13 protein-coding genes are annotated in these 13,882 nt (G+C 61.6%); 7 read left to right on the top strand and 6 right to left on the bottom strand.

Features of this window, described 5'->3' with window-relative positions:
* Positions 1-9 precede the first annotated feature (9 nt).
* From HX824_RS09315 to HX824_RS09305, 3 genes are read left to right on the top strand one after another with little or no spacing between them, the layout of a single operon-like run.
* Positions 10-2,379, top strand: a complete 2,370-nt coding sequence (locus tag HX824_RS09315; RefSeq protein ID WP_177054473.1) for a fimbria/pilus outer membrane usher protein — start codon at positions 10-12, stop codon at positions 2,377-2,379.
* 11 nt (positions 2,380-2,390) lie between these two features.
* Entirely contained in the window at positions 2,391-3,518 is a 1,128-nt protein-coding gene (locus HX824_RS09310; RefSeq protein WP_177054456.1) for a DUF1120 domain-containing protein, read from the top strand.
* A 15-nt stretch (positions 3,519-3,533) separates the two neighbouring features.
* Positions 3,534-4,184, top strand: coding sequence for a DUF1120 domain-containing protein (locus HX824_RS09305; RefSeq protein WP_177054455.1), 651 nt, complete (start codon positions 3,534-3,536; stop codon positions 4,182-4,184).
* Here HX824_RS09305 and HX824_RS09300 read toward each other — a convergent pair.
* Both HX824_RS09300 and HX824_RS09295 read right to left on the bottom strand, forming a co-directional pair.
* On the bottom strand, positions 4,181-5,461 hold the full coding sequence (locus HX824_RS09300; protein ID WP_177054454.1) for a CynX/NimT family MFS transporter: 1,281 nt from the start codon (positions 5,459-5,461) through the stop codon (positions 4,181-4,183). The genes HX824_RS09305 and HX824_RS09300 overlap by 4 nt on opposite strands.
* On the bottom strand, positions 5,451-6,110 hold the full coding sequence (locus HX824_RS09295) for a FadR/GntR family transcriptional regulator (protein WP_003216331.1): 660 nt from the start codon (positions 6,108-6,110) through the stop codon (positions 5,451-5,453). The genes HX824_RS09300 and HX824_RS09295 overlap by 11 nt, the downstream gene beginning before the upstream one ends.
* A 159-nt stretch (positions 6,111-6,269) precedes the next feature.
* Here HX824_RS09295 and HX824_RS09290 point away from each other — a divergent pair, with 159 nt between their 5' ends.
* Positions 6,270-6,581: a type II toxin-antitoxin system MqsR family toxin gene (locus tag HX824_RS09290; RefSeq protein ID WP_003216329.1), complete on the top strand. Its 312-nt coding sequence runs from the start codon at positions 6,270-6,272 to the stop codon at positions 6,579-6,581.
* Positions 6,578-7,060 carry a type II toxin-antitoxin system MqsA family antitoxin gene (locus HX824_RS09285; protein WP_003216327.1) on the top strand — a complete coding sequence of 161 codons (483 nt, stop codon included), beginning with the start codon at positions 6,578-6,580 and terminating at the stop codon, positions 7,058-7,060. The genes HX824_RS09290 and HX824_RS09285 overlap by 4 nt, the downstream gene beginning before the upstream one ends.
* Positions 7,061-7,121: 61 nt before the next feature.
* Here HX824_RS09285 and HX824_RS09280 read toward each other — a convergent pair whose 3' ends face one another.
* The 4 genes from HX824_RS09280 to HX824_RS09265 form a co-directional block, all read right to left on the bottom strand.
* A complete protein-coding gene (locus tag HX824_RS09280; protein ID WP_003171943.1) occupies positions 7,122-7,886 on the bottom strand; it encodes an amino acid ABC transporter ATP-binding protein in 765 nt (254 codons plus the stop codon).
* A 10-nt stretch (positions 7,887-7,896) separates the two neighbouring features.
* Positions 7,897-8,994, bottom strand: coding sequence for an amino acid ABC transporter permease (locus HX824_RS09275; protein ID WP_003216325.1), 1,098 nt, complete (start codon positions 8,992-8,994; stop codon positions 7,897-7,899).
* Positions 8,995-9,004: 10 nt separating this feature from the next.
* Entirely contained in the window at positions 9,005-10,186 is a 1,182-nt protein-coding gene (locus HX824_RS09270; protein ID WP_003216323.1) for an amino acid ABC transporter permease, read from the bottom strand.
* A gap of 72 nt (positions 10,187-10,258) precedes the next feature.
* On the bottom strand, positions 10,259-11,290 hold the full coding sequence (locus HX824_RS09265; protein ID WP_003216321.1) for an amino acid ABC transporter substrate-binding protein: 1,032 nt from the start codon (positions 11,288-11,290) through the stop codon (positions 10,259-10,261).
* A gap of 347 nt (positions 11,291-11,637) precedes the next feature.
* On the opposite strand from HX824_RS09265, the gene HX824_RS09260 reads away from it, so the two are divergent.
* Complete coding sequence (locus HX824_RS09260) at positions 11,638-12,294, top strand: alpha/beta hydrolase (protein WP_003216319.1); 657 nt, start codon at positions 11,638-11,640, stop codon at positions 12,292-12,294.
* Positions 12,295-12,390: 96 nt separating this feature from the next.
* Complete coding sequence (rhlB, locus tag HX824_RS09255) at positions 12,391-13,878, top strand: ATP-dependent RNA helicase RhlB (protein ID WP_032899430.1); 1,488 nt, start codon at positions 12,391-12,393, stop codon at positions 13,876-13,878.
* The last annotated feature ends 4 nt before the right edge of the window (positions 13,879-13,882 follow it).

Below are 13,882 nucleotides of genomic sequence, written 5' to 3'. Positions count from 1 at the left end.
CCCGCCCGGATGCGGGCCGCGCTGCCACTGACCATGGCGTTGCTGTCGGCCGATGCCTGGGCCGACGCCTTCGACGCGCAAACCCTGCACCAGCGCGGTATCGACCCGGAGCTGGCCTACCTGTTGCTGGACGCACCGCGCTACACCAGCGGCCGCCATGCCGTGAGCCTGACGGTGAACGGCCAGCGCCGTGGCCGCCTCGATGTGCAGTTCGACAGCCAGGGCGCGCTGTGCTTCGACCGCCCGCTGCTCGACGCCGCCGACCTGGTGATACCGGCCCCGCTGGCCGACAGCCACTGCCATGACTTCCTCGGCGAATACCCGCAAACCGTGGTGGAGCAAGACCCCGCCAGCCTGAGCGTGAGCCTGATGGTGCCCACCGATGCCCTGCGCCCGCGCCAACGTGAGCTGTCCGGTTATGAAACCGGAGGGTTCGCCGGCTTGCTCAACTACGACCTCACCGGTTTGTACAACCGTTATGGCGACGACACCAACCGCTTCGGCTCGGCCAATACCGAAGTGGGGTTCAACGCGGGCGACTGGATCGTGCGCAGCCGCCAGGTGCAGACCTGGCAGGATTCCAGGTCTCGCAGCACTCACCTGGAAGCCTATGCCCAGCGCACCTTCGCCGAGCAGCAGGCGGTGTTGCAGGCCGGGCAGATCAACCTCTACAACCCGGTGCTGTCGTCCGCGCAGATCACCGGCATGCAGCTGTTTACCGAACAGGCCCTGCAGGACCAGGAACAGGGCTCGACCATCAGCGGCATCGCCAACAGCCCGGCCCAGGTCGAGGTACGCCAGAACGGCGCGCTGATTCACTCCACCGTGGTGCCGGCCGGGCCGTTCTCGCTGACCGACGTGAGGCGCCTGAACACACGCTCCGACGTTGAAGTGACGGTCAAGGAAAGCACCGGCGAAGAGCGGCGCTTCAGCGTGCCGGCGGCGATGCTCGGCATCGGCCTGCCAGCGCCGGGTTACTCGTTGGGGGCGGGCCGGGTGCGCAATATCGGCGATACGCGCGGCGACGATCCGTGGGTGATCAGTGGCGGCTGGAGCGGCGCCTTGAACCCGCGCCTGAGCCTGGGAGCCGGCGCACTGGCTGCCGAAGACTACCGCGCCACAGGTGCCAGCCTCGGCCTGTTGCCGTGGCCAGACGGCCAGGTACAACTGTCGACCCAGATTGCCGATGCCCAACGCCTGGGTGAACGCGGCGTACAGACCGACCTGAGCCTGTCCCAGCGCCTGGGCCGGCAATGGTCGATCACCGCCGGCGCCTCCCACCGCACCATGGGCTACCGGGAGCTGGAAGACGCCGCCTACTACGACTCACGGGACGACGAAGGTCGCCTCACCCGCTATCGCGACCAGCAGAGCCTGGCCCTGGGCTGGGCCCATCCATGGCTGGGCGCCTTCAATGCCGGCCTGTCGCGCACCACCACGTTCAACGGCGAAAACAGCAGCCGCGCCCTGGCCTCGTGGGGCACCAGCGTGCGCGGTGTGTCGCTGTCGGCCAGTGCCGAGTGGCAGGTCAGCGGCCGGCAGAATAACGAGAACGCGGTGTACCTGAACCTGAGCGTGCCACTGGGTGAGAACCGGCGTGGGCGCTCCTGGGTGCGCAACTCCGGTGGCGAGCATCGCATCGGCCTGGGGGTGAACGAGCAGGTCAACGATCAACTCAGTTACCGGGTCAGTGCCGAGCACGACAGCCGCGACCAACAAGTGGAATCCACCCTCGGCGTGTCCTATCTGCCGCGCTATGCACAACTGGACATGAACTACAGCCGCTCTGACGCCGAGCGCTCCAGCTACCAGGGCGGTGTGCGCGGTGCGGTGGTGGCCCACAGCGGTGGCGTGACCTTCTCGCCTTATCCGGTGCGCGACACCTTTGCGCTGGTGTCTGTCGGCGATATGGCCGGGGTCAAGCTCACCACGCCCAGCGGCCCGGTGTGGACCGACTTCCAGGGCCAGGCCGTGGTACCGCAGGTGTCCGCCTACGGGCGCAGCCCCGTGGAAGTGCAAACCCAGTCGCTGCCGCGCAATGCCGATATCAGCAACGGCCTGGCCGTCATCAGCGCCGGGCGCGGCGCGGTGGATCGCGTGGAGTTCGGCGTGGCGCTGACCCGTCGCGCCTTGCTCACGGTGGCAACCGACCACGGTACGCCACTGCCCCGTGGCGCCACGGTGAGTACCGCCGATGGCGAGTTCGTGACCCTGGTGCAGGAAGGCAGCCAGGTGTTCCTGCCGAACGTACTGGACCCACGCCCCCTGTGGGTCAAGGCACCGGGCATGAGCCGCTGTGAACTGCAGGTTGAACTCGCGGAAAAAGCCGACCCGCAGGTGTATTTCGAAGCCGCCCCGGCCCGCTGTGTGACGCCATGAGGAAGACTGTGATGAAGCGATTGTTACTGCTGGGATTGACCCTGGGCGCCATCGTCCAGAGCCGGGCGCACGCCGACGAATGCCAACTGACCCTAAGCCAGTCGCGCCTGGATTTCGGCGTGATGAACCGCGCCGTGCAGCGCAACCCCGGCGCAGAAATCCTGCTGGGAGAACGCCGCCTGAGCCTCAACCTGAACTGCCCGACGCCCACCGATATGCACGTGTTCTACCGGGCCCTGGCCGCGACCGCCGAGCGCTACCGCTTTACCGAGCGTGGCAGTTACCGCGTGCACATCAGCGATGCGGTACTCGACGGCCAGGCTGTTGAACTGGGGTTGACCAGCGGGCAAGGCCAGGCGCCCAGTGCCAGGGGCAGGACACTCGACTGGCGGCCCGACCAGGCCATCGTACCGTTGCGCGACGGTGCGCCGACCACCGGCAGCAGCTTCTCGGCGCAATTGCTGGTCAATGCCTGGGCGCAGGCCGACGCCCTGCAAGTGCGCGACGCGGTGACCTGGGAAGCCAGCGGCTTGATCGACGCCGTCGCCAGCGGCCGCGCACGGGAGTTGTCGCTGCAAGCCGGCTTCGCTCCGGCGGCCTGCGAGACCACGCTGTCCAACGGCGGCATCATCGACTTTGGCCGTATGTGGTCCAGGAGCCTTAACACCGACAAGGAAACCGGGCTGGTCTCCCGCAGCCTACTGCTGAGTATCGGCTGCGACGGCCCGACTCATTTCGCCTTGCGCATGCATGACAACCGCAAAGGCTCGGCCACCGGCGGCATCGACGAAACCGCCTACGGCCTGGGAGTGGACGACAGCCGTAATAAAATCGGCCGGTACTTCCTCTATTTCGACCCCTTCGACCTGCGCGCCGATGCCCTGCCCCAGGTATATCGCACCGACTCCACCACCGGTGGCGTGGCCTGGAGCAGCTCCAGCGCCTACCCCATTCCCATCGGCAGCAGCAGTTTGCTCGGCTTTACCGCTCTACCCGGCAGCAATGCCGGCCCCACCGCGATCCAGAACCTGAGTGGGCAGATCAGCGTGCGCGCCGTCCTGTCCCCCATGAACAGCCTGGACCTGCGTACGGAAGTACTGCTCGACGGTTCCGGCACGATTGAAATCATCTACCTCTGATCAAGGAGTATGGTCATGCACCTACGCCAGCGTTCTCTCGCAACACTTGCCCTGCTGACCCTCAGCAGCGGTGCCACGGCAGCCTCCAGTGTCGAACTCGGCGTCACCGGCTTGCTCACTCCCAGTGCCTGTACACCGGCGCTGTCGAGCAGCGGGCTGATCGACTACGGCAAGATTTCCCAACAGGAGTTGAACATTGATCGCGGCAAACGCCTGCCGGTGCGCTACCTGAGCGTGACCATCAACTGCGAGGCAGCGACTCGCTACGCCCTGCGCATGAGCGACAACCGCGACGGCACCGCCAACGTCAACAGCGAAATCTACTACGGGCTGGGACTGGACCCGAGCGGCAACAAGATCGGGCTGTACTCCCTGACCTTCGACCCCAAGCAGACGGTGATCGACAGCCTGCCTGAGGTTTACGGCACCGAGTCCACCAGCGGCGGGATCGCCTGGCGCACCGCCAACAGCAACCCGATCGACATCGGTTCGCGCAGCTTTCTCGGCTTTACCGACACCGTCGGCAGCACCAGCGGGCCGACGGCCTTCCAGACGCTGAGCAGCCTGGTCAGGGTCGATACGGTGATCGCTGCCAAGAACAATCTCGACCTCAGCAGCGACGTGCATATTGATGGTTCCAGCACCATGGAAGTGCTGTACCTCTAGACCTTTTCGCTGGTCACAGCGACATACCGCGCACGCCCGGCGCCCAGTCCCGCGATGATCGCGCCCAGGCCGATCACCGCGAAAATCCAGCCGGTGGCGTTCCAGCCACCGGTCCAGTCATGCACTAGCCCGACCGCGAACGGCCCCATGGACGCCAGGGTGTAGCCGATGCCCTGGGCCATGCTCGACAGGTTGGCGGCTACATGGGCGTCCCGTGAACGCAGCACGATCAAGGTCAGCGCCAGGCTGAAAGTGCCACCCTGGCCCAGGCCCAGCAATATCGCCCAGCCCCACAAACCGTCCAGCGGTGCATACAGGCAACCGAACAGGCCGCCCAGGGTCAGCACCATCACCACCACGATGGCCAGGCGCTGGTCATTGCCGCGGGTGGCCAGCCAGGGCGCAGCCAGGGAACTGGCCAGTTGCACAATCACCGAACCGGAAAGCACCAGGCCCGCCTGGGTGGCGCTCAGGCCACGGCCGATCAGGATCGACGGCAGCCAGCCAAACACAATGTACGCCAGGGAGGATTGCAGGCCCATGTACAGGGTCACCTGCCAGGCCAGCGGATCACGCAACAAGCCCTTCACGCGATAGGCCACCTGGTGCGCGCCGTGTTTCTGGCCGACCTGTGGCAACCAGAACAACGCCGCGACCAACGCCGGGAGAATCCAGAACCCCAGGCCGATGTTCCAGCTGTCGCCGAAGTAATGACTCAGGGGGACCGTGGATCCCGCCGCCAGCGCTGCACCCAGGCACAGGGCCATGGTGTACACGCCCGTCATAGTGCCGGCCTGTTTGGCGAAATCGCGTTTGACGATGCCGGGCAACAGCACCCCGATGATGCCGATACTCGCGCCCGCCAGCAGGCTGCCGGCGAACAGCCCGGCCTCACCCAATGAGCTGCGCAGGATGATGCCGCCGGCCAGGGTCAGCAGAATGCCCAGCACCACCCGCTCGGCGCCAAAACGTCGGGCCAGGATCGGAGCCAGTGGCGCGAACAGGCCCAGGCACAAGACGGGCAGCGTCGTCAGCAACCCGGCCTTGGCCGCCGAGAGACCCAGGCTGTGGGAGACCTCAGCGAGCAGAGGCGCCATGCTCGACAACGCCGGGCGCAGGTTCAGCGCCACCAGGATCAGGCCCAACAGCAACAACCACGGACGGCTTACCACCGGCGGGCTGTGCTGGACCTCCTCGTCATCGGCTTCGGCGTCGATCAGCAGTTCATCAAGGGCACTTTCTGAACGGGGCATAGTGGTCTCGGGTTCAAGGTTCATTGATCAACTGCCGGGACAGGGCCTTGGCGCGTTCCGGGTCCTGTTGCTCCACGGCATCGAGCAAGGCGCCGTGCAGGTCGAATACCGCTTGCCGACGCGGCTGGATGTTCAGGGTCTGGCGCAGTTGCGCGCCGACGATGCTCGAGAAGTACTGATACAGCTCGCTCAAGGCCGGGTTGTGGGCCGCGTCCACCAGGCGTTTGTGGAACACCAGGTCGCAGCTGATGTAGTGCTCAAGATCACCGTGGTAATGGTCGCCGCTGGCGTTGAGGGCCGCGCGCAAAGCGACCAGGTCTTCATCGGTGCGGCGCAACGCGGCCAAGCCGACTGCCTCGACTTCAAGAATCTGCCGCGTCTCCTGCGCCTGAGCCAGGGTGCAGTGGGACAAGGCTTTCATCGCGCCCAGCGGGTCGGTCATGGAGCGCAAATAGCTGCCGTCGCCCTGGCGGATCTCGATCAACCCGGAGAATGCCAATACGCGCATGGCTTCACGCACGGTGTTGCGGCTGATCCCCAACTCGGCAGACAACTCGGGCTCGGTGGGCAGGCGTTCGCCGATGGCCCATACGCCTTGGGTGATGCGCTGGCGCAACTGTTCGAGGGCTTGATCGACGAGGGAGCGTTTGATCAGGGGGGCGATGTCTGTCATGGGTTTCGTCCTTTCATCCAATCATAGGATGAATTTTCCCACAGCCTATTCGGAGTTGCCTACAAAGGCAACGCACTAGGGTTCTTGGGCAGGCAAAGGAGCAGTATTTTCGATTGGTAAAATTACCCTCAGAGGGTAATTATTGGACTCAGGTGTCTTATGGAAAAGTACACACCTCATTACGATTTGGCGGTGATAAAGGCGGATGTCAGGCGTCTTGGAAAGCAAGCATTTACTCAAAGCGCACGCCGTTGCGGCGAGGATCTTGATTTAAGCATCGAACAAATGCAGGCGGTCATTTTCGAGTTGAAAAACACGATGTTGTACAAGTCGATGACCACTCATGACGACCATCGAGTTTGGCAAGATGTGTATCACATTCACTCACATGATCTGGAGATCTACATCAAGGTGACCTACCGCACGGATGGTAAACCTCCGGTGATCTCCTTCAAGGAGAAAAACCCATGAAAACAGAGCAATGCTTCAGCTGCGGCAGGCATGACGGAATGCATCACTTCTCAGGACGTAGCGAAACATCGGAAGTCAAAGGTTTGCATCGCCGTATAGACGATCTGTCTGGATGGGAGTGCCAGGCATGTGGAGAGGTGATCCTGGACCCCGAAGACGCGGAACGCTATTCAGACCACTGCGATGAAATCGTTCACAGTTTCAGGCAGATGGTCGGCACCGAGATGAAGCGTATACGCCGCAAACTGCACCTTTCACAAAAAGAAACGGTACAACTGCTATCGGGTGGCGGCCACAACGCCTTATCTCGTTACGAGCGCGGTGAGGTATTGCCCCCCAAATCCCTGGTAGTCCTGATGCGTTTGCTTGAGCGTCACCCCCACTTGCTGGTCGAAGCAAAAATCCTGAGTGAAGGCGCAGATCTTCGCAATTCCGTGCATACGGTACATAAAGAGCACGAGACCCTGACGACAACTTGATTGATGGCAAAAATAAACCCGGCACCAGGCCGGGTTTATTGTTTCAAGCATTACCCATGGATCAATGCAGAATCTGGCTCAAGAACAACTTGGTCCGATCATTCTGCGGGTTGTCGAAGAAGTCATTCGGCGCCGCCTGTTCAACGATCTCGCCCTTGTCCATGAAGATCACGCGGTTGGCCACGGTGCGCGCGAAGCCCATTTCGTGGGTCACGCAGAGCATGGTCATGCCGTCTTCCGCCAGGCCGATCATGGTGTCCAGTACCTCTTTCACCATTTCCGGATCGAGCGCCGAGGTCGGCTCATCGAACAGCATGATTTTCGGCTTCATGCACAGCGCACGGGCAATCGCCACGCGCTGTTGCTGGCCGCCGGACAACTGCCCCGGAAACTTGTGGGCCTGCTCCGGAATACGCACGCGCTCAAGGTAGTGCATGGCAATTTCTTCAGCCTTGCGCTTGGGCATCTTGCGTACCCACATCGGGGCCAGCGTGCAGTTCTGCAGGATGGTCAGGTGCGGGAACAGGTTGAAGTGCTGGAACACCATGCCGACTTCGCGGCGGATCGCTTCGATCTGCTTGAGGTCGTTGGTCAGTTCCACGCCATCGACCACGATGCGGCCCTGCTGGTGCTCTTCCAGGCGGTTGAGGCAGCGGATGGTGGTGGACTTGCCGGAACCCGACGGCCCGCACAGCACGATACGTTCGCCCTGCTTGACGTTCAGGTTGATGTCTTTCAACACGTGGAACTGGCCGTACCACTTGTTGACGCCCTGCATCTGAATAATGCCTTCAGGGCTCACAGGCTGTTTGATCGCTTCACTCATCACAAAACTCCTAACGCTTGTGGCCTGTGTCCAGCTTGTGTTCCAAATGAATGGAATAGCGGGACATACCAAAACAGAAAATCCAGAACACCAGGGCGGCGAACACGTAGCCTTCAGTGGCCATGCCCAACCATTTCGGGTCGGCGGCGGCTTGCTTGACGCTGTTGAGCAGGTCGAACAGGCCGATGATGATCACCAGGCTAGTGTCCTTGAACAACGCGATAAACGTGTTGACGATGCCCGGGATCACCATCTTCAGTGCCTGGGGCAAAATCACCAGGCCCATGCTGCGCCAGTAACCCAGGCCCATCGCGGCCGCAGCCTCGTATTGGCCCTTGGGAATCGCCTGCAAGCCACCGCGCACCACTTCGGCTACATAGGCCGACTGGAACAGGATCACGCCGATCAAGGCCCGCAGCAATTTGTCGATGCCCATGCCTTCCGGCAGGAACAGCGGCAACATTACCGACGACATGAACAGCACCGTGATCAACGGCACGCCGCGCCAGAACTCGATGAAGGTCACGCAGACCACACGAATCGCCGGCATGTTCGAACGCCGACCCAACGCCAGCACGATGCCCAGCGGCAAGGCCCCGGCAATGCCGACGGTGGCGATCACCAGGGTCAGCATCAAGCCGCCCCACTGGCTGGTGGCCACGTTGGTCATGCCGAAGATCCCGCCGTGCAGCAGGAAGTAGGCAACGATCGGGTACACCACCAAAAAGCTCAGGCCGTAGACCGCCTTGCGCGTGAAGCGCGAGATGAACAACGGCGCCACACCCACGATGGCCAGCCACACGGTCAGGTCGACGCGCCAGCGCAGGTCGCCGGGGTAGTAGCCGTACATGAACTGCCCGAAGCGCTGTTGGATAAACACCCAGCAGGCGCCCTCCTTGGTGCAGTCGGCGCGGGTGGTACCGACCCAGTTTGCATCGAGGATCGCCCAGTGCAGGATCGGCGGCACGACCAGGTAGATCAGGTAGAACGCCAGCAATGTCAGCAGGGTGTTGAGCCAGCTGGAAAACAGGTTGGCGCGCATCCATGCCATCGGCCCGAACACTTTGTTCGGTGGCGGCATATCAGGTTTGAAAGTATGCGTACTCATGCAGGTTTCCTCACCGCTCGATCAGCGCAATGCGCTTGTTGTACCAGTTCATCAGCAGGGAAATGCTGATGCTGATCGCCAGGTACACGCTCATGGTGATGGCAATAACCTCGATGGCCTGGCCGGTCTGGTTGAGCACCGTGCCGGCAAACAGCGAAACCATTTCCGGGTAACCGATACCGGCGGCCAGTGACGAGTTTTTCGCCAGGTTCAGGTATTGGCTGGTCAGCGGCGGAATGATCACGCGCAGGGCTTGCGGGATGATCACCTTGCGCAGGGTCGGACCGTTGCGCAGCCCGAGGGAACGCGCCGCTTCGGTCTGGCCGTGGCTGACGGACTTGATGCCTGAACGCACGATCTCGGCGATAAACGCCGCGGTATACACGGTCAGGGCCAGGGTCAGCGCCAGCAACTCGGGAATCAGTACCCAGCCGCCGACGAAGTTGAAGCCTTGCAGCTTGGGCATTTCCCAGTGCAGCGGCGCGCCGAACACCAAAGCGCACAGCGCAGGGATCACCACCAACAGCGCCAGGCCGGCCCAGAACTTGTGGAACGGAACACCGGTGGCTTCAAAGCGTTTATTTGCCCAACGGGCCATCAGCACAATGGCGATGATTGCCACCACGACGCTGATCACAAACGGCCAGAAACCCTCCGCCATCAACGCGGCGGGCATGTTCAGGCCACGGCTGCTGACAAAGAACGTGTCGCCGAAGTTGTGGCTGTTGCGCGGCCCCGGCATCGTCAGGAATACCGCGAAGTACCAGAACAGGATTTGCAGCAGCGGCGGAATGTTGCGGAACACTTCCACATACACCGTGGCCAGCTTGTTGATCATCCAGTTGGGCGACAAGCGCGCCACACCGATGATGAACCCGAGGATGGTCGCCAGGACCACACCGATCACCGTCACCAGCAGGGTGTTGAGCAGACCGATCACAAAGACCCGGGCATAGCTGTCCGATTCGGTGTAGTCGATCAGGTGCTGAGCGATGCCGAAGCCGGCACTGCGCTCAAGAAAGTCGAAACCCGAGGTAATGCCCCGGTGTTGAAGGTTGGTTTGCGTGTTGTTGAACAGGTACCAGCCCAACGAGACCACCGCCACAATCGTGATGATCTGGAATAGCCACGCACGCACTTTTGGATCACTGAAGCTGAGCTTCTGTTTTGGTGCGCCGATTTGATTTTGCATTAAGTGCCCCAGAAATAATGGAACAGAACATCACCCGGCGGTTGGCCCACCGGGTGATAGAACCATCAGCGATCAGCGCACAGGTGGTGCGTATTGAATGCCACCGTTGGTCCACAGAGCGTTCAGGCCACGATCGATTTCCAGAGGCGTGCTCTTGCCGAGGTTTTTCTCGAACACTTCGCCGTAGTTACCGACCTGCTTGACGATCTGTACGACCCAGTCTTTCTTCACTTTCAGGTCTTTGCCGTATTCGCCGTCAGCACCCAGCAGACGGGCAACGTCCGGGTTCTTGGTGGACTTGGCTTCAGCTTCGACGTTTTTGGAGGTGATACCGGCTTCTTCAGCGTTGAGCATGGCGTAGCCAACCCAGCGCACGATGGCCAGCCACTCGTCGTCGCCGTTACGCACGACAGGGCCCAGTGGTTCTTTGGAAATGGTTTCCGGCAGTACCACGTAGTCTTTCGGCGAAGCCAGCTTGCTGCGCTGTGCGTAGAGCTGGGACTTGTCGGAGGTCAGTACGTCGCAACGACCGGATTCCAGCGACTTGGCGCTTTCATCGGAGGTGTCGAACGTGATCGGGGTGTACTTCAGGTTGTTGGCGCGGAAGTAGTCGGAAACGTTCAGCTCAGTGGTGGTACCGGCCTGGATGCAGATGGTTGCACCGTCCAGTTCCTTGGCACTTTTCACGCCCAGCTTGTTGTTCACCAGGAAACCAACACCGTCGTAGTAGGTGATGAAACCCGGGAATTTCAGGCCCATGCCGGCATCACGGGAGCTGGTCATGGTGGTGTTGCGCGACAGGATGTCGACTTCGCCAGACTGAAGCGCGGTGAAACGCTCCTTGGCATTCAACTGGCTGAATTTGACCTTGGTTGCGTCGCCGAATACGGCAGCGGCAACAGCACGGCACACGTCAGCGTCGATCCCGAGGATCTTGCCGCTGGCGTCCGGCACCGAGAAGCCCGGCAGACCGTCGCTCACGCCACACTGCACAAAGCCTTTCTTCTGCACGGCATCCAGAGTGGCGCCAGCCTGGGCGAAACCACTGACACCCAGTACGGTAGCCGCGGTCACGATGGCCAGGGTGGATTTCAATACCTTCATTCAAACCTCCAGTTTTGCTCTTGTTGTGTCGGAGCTCGAACCCCACCGCACCCTTATGAGGCGACATCGACCCGTGTTGGCTTTTTTTGGGGTCAAACAGCATGAGGTTTTTGCTTTAAGTCCAGTTGCTATCCCACAGGCGCCAGTCACTGATAGTGTTACCGCCTGGGGTGAGCCTTGACATCGGGTTTCACATAGCAAGCCCCGTACCAGACTGATGGCTGAGTCGTTTCAGCCCATGGTCAAGAGCAAAAGATTCAACCTTGCGACATTCTCTTAACAGATCAACCCGTCGCGCACCGTTCCGACGCACTCAATCGGAGCGCACGCACATATATGGAGCAGACATGACCGAACCCTTGATTCTTCAGCCCGCCAAGCCCGCAGACGCCTGCGTAATCTGGTTGCATGGCCTGGGTGCCGATCGCTACGACTTCCTGCCCGTGGCCGAAGCCCTGCAGGAAAAACTCCTGTCGACGCGCTTTGTCCTGCCCCAGGCGCCGACACGCCCGGTGACCATCAATGGCGGCTACGAGATGCCGAGCTGGTACGACATCAAGGCCATGAGCCCGGCGCGTTCCATCAGTGTTGAAGAGCTGGAAGCCTCGGCAAAAATGGTTACCGACCTGATCAAGGAACAAAAAAGCAGCGGGATAGACGCCTCGCGGATTTTCCTCGCCGGTTTTTCCCAGGGTGGCGCCGTGGTGTTCCACACCGCGTTCCTGAAATGGCAGGGCGCCTTGGGTGGCGTGATCGCCCTTTCCACCTACGCTCCCACTTTCGGTGACGAACTCGAATTGTCGGCGAGCCAGCAACGGATTCCGGCGCTGTGCCTGCACGGCCAATACGACGACGTGGTGCAGAACGCCATGGGTCGCAGCGCCTATGAGCATTTGAAGTCGCGCGGTGTCACCGTTGCATGGCAGGAATACCCAATGGGCCACGAAGTGTTACCCCAGGAGATACACGATATCGGTGACTGGTTGGCCGCCCGCCTGGGCTGAAAACCACCCATTGTGTAGCCGCATGACCAACGCACTACGCCGCGCCCGATTCTTGCATTACACTGGCCGGCGTACATTCCTTAACCAATTGATGAGATGACCGTGCTCAAAGCACTCAAGAAGATGTTCGGTAAAAGCGAGGCTGAGCAGCTCGCGCCAGGTTCCAGTGCCCCCGCCCACGTTCAAGGCAGCCGCAATGACGGCCAGCAGCCTGGCCGGACCGCACCTGTAGCCTCGCCAAAAAAAGAGCCGGTGACCACACCCGCCACGGTTAACGTCGCTGAAGAGCCAGCCGCCGACCAACCACGCCAGGAGCCACGCCAGGAAAAGCCGCGCCGTGAACGCGCGCCCAAACCTGTGGTTATTCCCTGGAAACTGGAAGACTTCGCCGTCGAACCCCAGGAAGGCAAAACCCGCTTTCATGATTTCAAGCTCGCCCCGGAACTGATGCACGCCATCCAGGACCTGGGTTTCCCATACTGCACGCCGATCCAGGCGCAAGTGCTGGGCTTCACCCTCGCCGGCAAAGACGCCATCGGTCGCGCCCAGACCGGTACCGGCAAGACCGCTGCGTTCCTGATCTCGATCATTACGCAGTTGTTGCAGACCCCACCGCCAAAAGAGCGCTACATGGGTGAACCCCGCGCACTGATCATCGCCCCGACCCGGGAGCTGGTGGTACAGATCGCCAAGGACGCCGCCGACCTGACCAAGTACACCGGCCTCAACGTGATGACGTTTGTTGGCGGGATGGACTTCGACAAGCAGCTCAAGCACCTGGAAGCGCGCCACTGCGACATCCTGGTGGCCACGCCGGGGCGCTTGCTGGACTTCAACCAGCGCGGCGACGTGCACCTGGACATGGTCGAAGTGATGGTGCTGGACGAAGCCGACCGCATGCTCGACATGGGCTTCATCCCGCAAGTGCGTCAGATCATTCGCCAGACCCCGCCGAAAAACGAGCGCCAGACCCTGCTGTTCTCCGCGACCTTCACCGAAGACGTGATGAACCTCGCCAAGCAGTGGACCACCGACCCGTCCATCGTCGAGATCGAGGCACTCAACGTCGCCAGCGAGAACGTCGAACAGCATATCTATGCCGTGGCCGGTGCCGACAAATACAAGCTGCTCTACAACCTGGTCAACGACAACGGTTGGGAGCGGGTCATGGTGTTTGCCAACCGCAAGGACGAAGTGCGCCGCATCGAAGAACGCCTGGTGCGTGATGGCGTGAATGCCGCGCAACTGTCCGGCGACGTGCCGCAGCACAAGCGCATCAAGACCCTGGAAGGTTTCCGCGAAGGCAAGATTCGCGTGCTGGTGGCCACCGACGTGGCCGGACGCGGGATTCACATCGATGGCATCAGCCACGTGATCAACTTCACCCTGCCGGAAGTGCCGGACGACTACGTGCACCGGATTGGCCGTACCGGCCGCGCGGGCGCGGCGGGCGTGTCCATCAGCTTTGCCGGTGAAGACGACTCGTATCAGTTGCCGTCGATCGAAACCTTGCTGGGCCGCAAGATCAGCTGCGAAACGCCACCGACGCATTTGTTGCGTCCGGTGGAGCGCAAACGCCCTTAAGCTG

The organism is Pseudomonas sp. D4002, assembly GCF_013385665.1.
Lineage (GTDB): Bacteria > Pseudomonadota > Gammaproteobacteria > Pseudomonadales > Pseudomonadaceae > Aquipseudomonas.
Note: the sequence above shows the minus strand (reverse complement) of the source record. Positions and strands in the feature narration are given on the sequence as shown.

What these genes read in the sequence shown, in the direction of transcription:
- HX824_RS09315 (WP_177054473.1), top strand. Translation starts at nt 10, where the DNA reads ATGCGGGCCGCGCTGCCACTGACCATGGCGTTGCTGTCGGCCGATGCC.
- HX824_RS09290 (WP_003216329.1), top strand. Translation starts at nt 6,270, where the DNA reads ATGGAAAAGTACACACCTCATTACGATTTGGCGGTGATAAAGGCGGAT.
- HX824_RS09310 (WP_177054456.1), top strand. Translation starts at nt 2,391, where the DNA reads ATGAAGCGATTGTTACTGCTGGGATTGACCCTGGGCGCCATCGTCCAG.
- HX824_RS09305 (WP_177054455.1), top strand. Translation starts at nt 3,534, where the DNA reads ATGCACCTACGCCAGCGTTCTCTCGCAACACTTGCCCTGCTGACCCTC.
- HX824_RS09260 (WP_003216319.1), top strand. Translation starts at nt 11,638, where the DNA reads ATGACCGAACCCTTGATTCTTCAGCCCGCCAAGCCCGCAGACGCCTGC.
- HX824_RS09300 (WP_177054454.1), bottom strand. Translation starts at nt 5,461, where the DNA reads ATGAACCTTGAACCCGAGACCACTATGCCCCGTTCAGAAAGTGCCCTT.
- HX824_RS09295 (WP_003216331.1), bottom strand. Translation starts at nt 6,110, where the DNA reads ATGACAGACATCGCCCCCCTGATCAAACGCTCCCTCGTCGATCAAGCC.
- HX824_RS09275 (WP_003216325.1), bottom strand. Translation starts at nt 8,994, where the DNA reads ATGAGTACGCATACTTTCAAACCTGATATGCCGCCACCGAACAAAGTG.
- HX824_RS09270 (WP_003216323.1), bottom strand. Translation starts at nt 10,186, where the DNA reads ATGCAAAATCAAATCGGCGCACCAAAACAGAAGCTCAGCTTCAGTGAT.
- rhlB (WP_032899430.1), top strand. Translation starts at nt 12,391, where the DNA reads ATGACCGTGCTCAAAGCACTCAAGAAGATGTTCGGTAAAAGCGAGGCT.
- HX824_RS09265 (WP_003216321.1), bottom strand. Translation starts at nt 11,290, where the DNA reads ATGAAGGTATTGAAATCCACCCTGGCCATCGTGACCGCGGCTACCGTA.
- HX824_RS09285 (WP_003216327.1), top strand. Translation starts at nt 6,578, where the DNA reads ATGAAAACAGAGCAATGCTTCAGCTGCGGCAGGCATGACGGAATGCAT.
- HX824_RS09280 (WP_003171943.1), bottom strand. Translation starts at nt 7,886, where the DNA reads ATGAGTGAAGCGATCAAACAGCCTGTGAGCCCTGAAGGCATTATTCAG.